We start from the raw sequence: 5,105 nt of genomic DNA, 5'->3' as shown, positions 1-5,105 counted from the left end.
TCAGCAACCAGACCCTACCGGAACAACGCAGGTGACAACCTCAGCCAGAACCTACACCACGCCCAGGGACAGCATCCGCGACCGAGGCCGCTGCCTGCCGGTCGTCTGCGCTTTCTGGTCCCCGCCCCCAGGGCCGGAAGCGCAACCGGAAGGCCGCCAGACGGGCTTCGGGATCGGCGGGCGGGTAGCCGATGGCGTCGAGGCTCTCGGTCAGCGGGTGGTCATCGCCATCACTCGCCGCCAGCGCCAGCCCCTCGCGCGCCAGCCGCGCCCAGTCAAAGCGCGGGCCGGGGTCGCATTTGCGATCCGGCGCCATGTCCGAATGGCCGATGACCGCTGCCGGACCCAGCCCATGCCGCGCGGCAATGGCGCGCACGACGCCCACCACCGCGTCCATCTGCGCCATCGGAAAGGGACGGTCGCCGGGATTGACGATCTCGATGCCGATGCTGCGCGAGTTCACGTCGTCGCGGCCCTGCCACGAACCGGCGCCTGCGTGCCATGCCCGGCGATCCTCGGGCACCAGCGCCTCGGCGCGGCCATCCTCATGCACCAGCCAATGCGCGGAAACCTCGGCCTCCGGATCACAGAGCCGGTCGCGGGCCGAGGCCCCGTCAGCCATGCCGGTATAGTGCAGCACGATCAACTCGACACGCTGCCCACGCCGGTCGCCGTGATTGGGCGAGGGGTGGCTCATTCCGTGCCGCTGCGGCGGACCACCCCGTCATCGCCCAGCACATGCCAGTTCGGCCTGATCCAGTGCAGCGTCTCGCCGTCATCGGGATAGCGCACGGTTTCCGCCTCGGGATTGGTGCCGGCGCAGAGATAGCGCAGCGGCGCGCCCGAGCGGTTCAGGATGTGATGGGCGTTCTCGCTTCCCGCAGGCCAGATAGCCATGTCGCCGGGGCCGATCTCGACCGGGCCATCGTCGTCGATGACCGTCGCCCTACCCTCCAGCACCATGACGAACTCGTCGCTGCCCGAATGCCAGTGCCGCTTGGCGGACTTCTGCCCCGGCTCCAGCGTCACGATATTGATGCCCATGATCCGCGTCCCGGCGACATCGCCGAAACGTTCCTCGATGCGCGGGGCCGAGCCTTCGATCTTCTGCCCGGCCACGCTGCCTTTCCTGAGGATCACAGCTGGTTGACGCGATGCCGCGCCACATCCCAGCCACAGACGAAGCCATCGCCATCGGGGTCCATGCCGCGCGGGTCGCGCTCGGGTCCGCCGGCGGCGAGGAAGGCCATCTGCGCCCGGTCGCTGTCGGGATAGCTGCGGCAGGCCTGCGCCGCCGCGCTCGGCGAGCCGCCGGTCCGTGCCCAGACCCGGGTGCCCGGTGCGTGCTGGGCCGCAAAGGCATAGCGCACGAGAACCGGGGTCGAGCCGGGATACTCGCCAGAGGTCACGACCGGCAGATCGGCCGCCGCCGGGGCCTTGCCCTCGGCCTGCGCGGTCTCGACGCGGTAGCTGGCGGCAACGGTCTGCATCGCCTTCGGCCCGCGGATCTCCTCGGGCGTGGGCGCGCGGGACGGCAGCGCGACCGGGATGGTCGAGGGCGGTTCCGAGCCGGTCATCAGCGCCACTTCACGCGCCTGAAGATGCTTGCCATAGGCCGAATCCGACATCCGGTAATTCGGATTCCAGCCTTCGTTCTCGTTACAGCCGGCCAGGGCCAGAACCCCGATCACGATCAATTTGCGCATCATTCTGTCCCTGACCCTGTCCTTGTTACAGTGAACCCTACCACCAGCGTTCCGGCTTGGCCACAAATCCGGCCGCCCGTTCCAGCACCAGCGCCTGGTTGAGCAGATCACCCTCTTCAAAGGGCCGGCCAATCAACTGCAGCCCCAAGGGCAGCCCCTGCGCATCCTGCCCCACCGGGACCGAGATCCCCGGCAGACCGGCAAGGTTCACCGTCACGGTGAAGACGTCGTTCAGGTACATCTCGACCGGATCGGCGTCGGCCATCGACCCCAGCGCAAAGGCTGAAGACGGCGTGGCCGGGGTCAGGATCGCATCCACGCCTGCGGCATAGGCCTGATCGAAATCGCGCTTGATCAGCGCCCGCACCCGCCGCGCGCGGTTGTAATAGGCGTCATAGAAGCCCGCCGACAGCACGTAGGTGCCGATCATGATGCGCCGCTGCACCTCGGGGCCAAAGCCCTCGGCGCGGGTCTTTTCATACATGTCGGTGATGCCATCGCCCTGTCCCAGCTTGGCGCGCAAGCCATAGCGCACGCCGTCATAGCGGGCGAGGTTCGATGAGGCTTCGGCCGGCGCGATGACGTAATAGGCCGGCAGCGCGTATTTCGTGTGCGGCAGCGAGATATCGACGATCTCGGCCCCGGCATCGCGCAGCATCTCGGCCCCCTGTCGCCACAGCGCGTCGATCTCGTCGGGCATCCCGTCCATGCGGTATTCGCGCGGAATGCCGATCTTCTTGCCGCGAATGTCGCCGGTCAGCGCCGCCTCGAAATCCGGCACCGGGATCTCGGCACTGGTCGAATCCTTCTCGTCGACCGAGGCCATGGCGCCCAGCATGATCGCCGCGTCGCGCACGCTTTTCGTCATCGGCCCGGCCTGATCGAGGCTCGAGGCAAAGGCGATGACGCCCCAGCGGCTGACCCGGCCATAGGTCGGCTTCAGCCCGACCGTTCCGGTAAAGGCCGCGGGCTGGCGGATCGAGCCGCCGGTATCGGTGCCGGTGGCCGCGAGGCACAGATCGGCCCCGACCGCCGCCGCCGAGCCGCCCGAGGACCCGCCGGGCGTCAGATCGGCGCCGTCCTTGCCCTTCCACGGGTTGACGGCATTGCCATAGGCGCTCGACTCGTTCGAGCTGCCCATGGCGAACTCGTCCATGTTCAGCTTGCCCAGCATCACCGCCCCGGCATCCCAGAGGTTCTGGGTCACGGTCGATTCATATTCCGGGCGGAAGCCGGTGAGGATGCGGCTGGCCGCCTGCGATTCGACGCCCTTGGTGCAGAAAAGATCCTTGATCCCCAGCGGAATCCCGGTCATCGCCACGGCATTCCCGGACTTGATCCGGTCGTCCGCCGCACGCGCCATCTCGCGCGCGATCTCGGGGGTCTTGTGGACGAAGGCGTTCAGCGCGCCCGCGCCCTCGATGGCGGTCAGACAGGCATCCGTCAGTTCGACCGAGGTCACATCGCCCTTGGCCAGCGCATCGCGCGCCCCGGCGATGGTCAGTTTGTTCAGATCGCTCATTCCACCACCTTCGGCACGGCAAAGAAGCCCTCGCGGGCGTCGGGCGCATTCTTCAGGATCTTGTCGGCCATCTCGCCCGCGCTCACCACATCCTCGCGCCGTTTCAGCCGCATGGGGGTAACGCCGGTCATCGGCTCGACGCCCTCGACATCGACCTCGTTCAGCTGCTCCATGAACTGCAGGATGCCGTTCAATTCGCGGGCCAGCGCCGGCAGGGCGGCGTCCTCGACCCGGATGCGGGCCAGATGCGCGACCTTGCGCGCCTCGTCTTCGGTGATGGACATGGGTGATCCTTTCGCTTGGGGCGGATTTACAGGCCACGTCCCGGCGGTGCAAGAAGCGGTCGCGTTTTCGCAAAGTCGGCGTTGATGGCGCAGGCGACACAGGCTTTGCCTGATCCGAGCCGCGACAGCCGTTGCGGCTTTTCCTTCCCCCGGCCAGCGGTCTAAACAACTTGCACATCCTGCAAACATCAGCCGCCCCGCGGAGTCGCCATGCAAGCCGCCCTCTCCATCCTCCCGGTCATCGCGCTGGTGGCGCTTGGTTACGGCGCGCGGCGCTGGAACATCATCGCGCCCTCGAACTGGCCCGGAGTCGAGCAGCTGGGCTTCCGGCTGATGTTCCCGGCGATCCTGTTGACCTCGATCTACCGCTCGGACCTGTCGCTTGGCCGGGTCGGCCCCTATGTGCTGGCAACCTCGCTGGCCTTTCTGGCCATCGGTGTCAGCAGTTTCGTGCTGCGCCGTCCGCTCGGCCTCAGCAATCCCCGGCTGACCTCGTTCTTCCAGTCGGCCATGCGCTTCAACTCGCTCTTGGTGCTCGCGGTCGCAGCGCAGGGGCTGGGCCCGGCCGCCGTCAGCGACCTTGCCGTCGCCATGGCCTTCCTGATTCCCGCCTTCAACATCAGCGCCATCATCGCCCTGACCGCCTTCCCGCCCGAGAACACCTCGGCCCCGCGCCCCTCGCGCGCACAGGCCCTGCGCCGCATCAGCGCCGAGATCATCCGCAATCCGCTGGTCCTGGGCTGCGCCGCCGGTCTGATCCTGAACCTGTCGGGGGCCGAGTTGCCGCGCGCGGTTCTCTCGCCGCTGGACTGGCTCGGTCAGGGGGCGCTGGCGGTGGGCCTCTTGACGGTCGGTGCCGGGATCGAGGTGCGGCGGCTGTGGAAAAGCGACGCCGCCATGTGGATCGCGGTGGCCGCGCGCCTTGTCGCCTGCCCGCTGATCTTCCTGATGCTGGCGCTGCTGATGCAACTTTCCGGCGCCCAGATCGCCTCGGGCCTGTTGCTGACGGCGGCCCCCGGCGCCTCGGTCGGCTATATCCTCGCCCGGCAAATGGGTGGCGATGCCGAGTTCTATGCCGATACCTTCACCTGGCAGACGGTCCTCTCGGCGCTGACCCTGCCGCTGTGGCTGATGCTGGCGACCTCGCTGGCCAGCTGAAACGGGGGGCTGAAAGTTTTTGCGCAAGGCGCTGATTTTTCCCCTTGCGCCTCTCCGAGCCCTCGCCTAAACACCGCTCCACGCCGACGGGCACAGCCCGAAAGCGTCAAAGGTGGCCCGTTCGTCTATCGGTTAGGACACCAGGTTTTCAACCTGGGAAGAGGGGTTCGACTCCCCTACGGGCTGCCACTTTAATCCTAATCGTTGATTTATATGCTGAAATAGTGGCGAGTCAGCCTTCATCCGTGCCGTGAAGTTCCTGTCAAACAGCTTCGCATCAAGGTGATGCGCTTGCTGCTGGATGGCGCGCCCCAATACTTTATTACAAGATATTACAAGATGCTGTCCCTGGGCGTGTTGTAGGTTCTGGCTGAGGTTGTCACCTGCGTTGTTCCGGTAGGGTCTGGTTGCTGACACCAACCTGGACCGGAGATT

The 5,105-nt window shown here is 66.8% G+C and carries 6 protein-coding genes and 1 tRNA gene; 2 read left to right on the top strand and 5 right to left on the bottom strand.

All coding sequences use genetic code 11. From position 1 onward, the window contains the following. Positions 1–40 precede the first annotated feature (40 nt). The 5 genes from Q1A36_RS21025 to gatC are packed head-to-tail and all read right to left on the bottom strand — an operon-like array spanning position 41 to position 3,512. Positions 41–697, bottom strand: coding sequence for an N-acetylmuramoyl-L-alanine amidase (locus Q1A36_RS21025; protein WP_299848090.1), 657 nt, complete (start codon positions 695–697; stop codon positions 41–43). Next, entirely contained in the window at positions 694–1,140 is a 447-nt protein-coding gene (locus tag Q1A36_RS21020) for a cupin domain-containing protein (protein ID WP_299848088.1), read from the bottom strand. The genes Q1A36_RS21025 and Q1A36_RS21020 overlap by 4 nt, the downstream gene beginning before the upstream one ends. After that, entirely contained in the window at positions 1,137–1,706 is a 570-nt protein-coding gene (locus Q1A36_RS21015; RefSeq protein WP_299848086.1) for a hypothetical protein, read from the bottom strand. The genes Q1A36_RS21020 and Q1A36_RS21015 overlap by 4 nt, the downstream gene beginning before the upstream one ends. A 37-nt stretch (positions 1,707–1,743) precedes the next feature. After that, positions 1,744–3,228, bottom strand: a complete 1,485-nt coding sequence (gene gatA, locus Q1A36_RS21010) for an Asp-tRNA(Asn)/Glu-tRNA(Gln) amidotransferase subunit GatA (RefSeq protein WP_299848084.1) — start codon at positions 3,226–3,228, stop codon at positions 1,744–1,746. After that, positions 3,225–3,512, bottom strand: coding sequence for an Asp-tRNA(Asn)/Glu-tRNA(Gln) amidotransferase subunit GatC (gatC, locus tag Q1A36_RS21005; RefSeq protein ID WP_299848081.1), 288 nt, complete (start codon positions 3,510–3,512; stop codon positions 3,225–3,227). Before gatC ends, gatA begins: the two co-directional genes overlap by 4 nt. Positions 3,513–3,722: 210 nt before the next feature. Here gatC and Q1A36_RS21000 point away from each other — a divergent pair, with 210 nt between their 5' ends. Together Q1A36_RS21000 and Q1A36_RS20995 are read left to right on the top strand one after the other, a co-directional pair. Beyond that, positions 3,723–4,670 carry an AEC family transporter gene (locus Q1A36_RS21000; RefSeq protein ID WP_299848079.1) on the top strand — a complete coding sequence of 316 codons (948 nt, stop codon included), beginning with the start codon at positions 3,723–3,725 and terminating at the stop codon, positions 4,668–4,670. Between the two features lie 114 nt (positions 4,671–4,784). Continuing rightward, positions 4,785–4,859: transfer RNA gene (locus tag Q1A36_RS20995), tRNA-Glu, on the top strand. Positions 4,860–5,105: the final 246 nt, after the last annotated feature.

The sequence above is a fragment of the uncultured Paracoccus sp. genome, from assembly GCF_947487305.1.
Taxonomy (GTDB): domain Bacteria; phylum Pseudomonadota; class Alphaproteobacteria; order Rhodobacterales; family Rhodobacteraceae; genus Paracoccus.
Note: the sequence above shows the minus strand (reverse complement) of the source record. Positions and strands in the feature narration are given on the sequence as shown.

What these genes read in the sequence shown, in the direction of transcription:
- Q1A36_RS21000 (WP_299848079.1), top strand. Translation starts at nt 3,723, where the DNA reads ATGCAAGCCGCCCTCTCCATCCTCCCGGTCATCGCGCTGGTGGCGCTT.
- gatC (WP_299848081.1), bottom strand. Translation starts at nt 3,512, where the DNA reads ATGTCCATCACCGAAGACGAGGCGCGCAAGGTCGCGCATCTGGCCCGC.
- Q1A36_RS21025 (WP_299848090.1), bottom strand. Translation starts at nt 697, where the DNA reads ATGAGCCACCCCTCGCCCAATCACGGCGACCGGCGTGGGCAGCGTGTC.
- gatA (WP_299848084.1), bottom strand. Translation starts at nt 3,228, where the DNA reads ATGAGCGATCTGAACAAACTGACCATCGCCGGGGCGCGCGATGCGCTG.
- Q1A36_RS21015 (WP_299848086.1), bottom strand. Translation starts at nt 1,706, where the DNA reads ATGCGCAAATTGATCGTGATCGGGGTTCTGGCCCTGGCCGGCTGTAAC.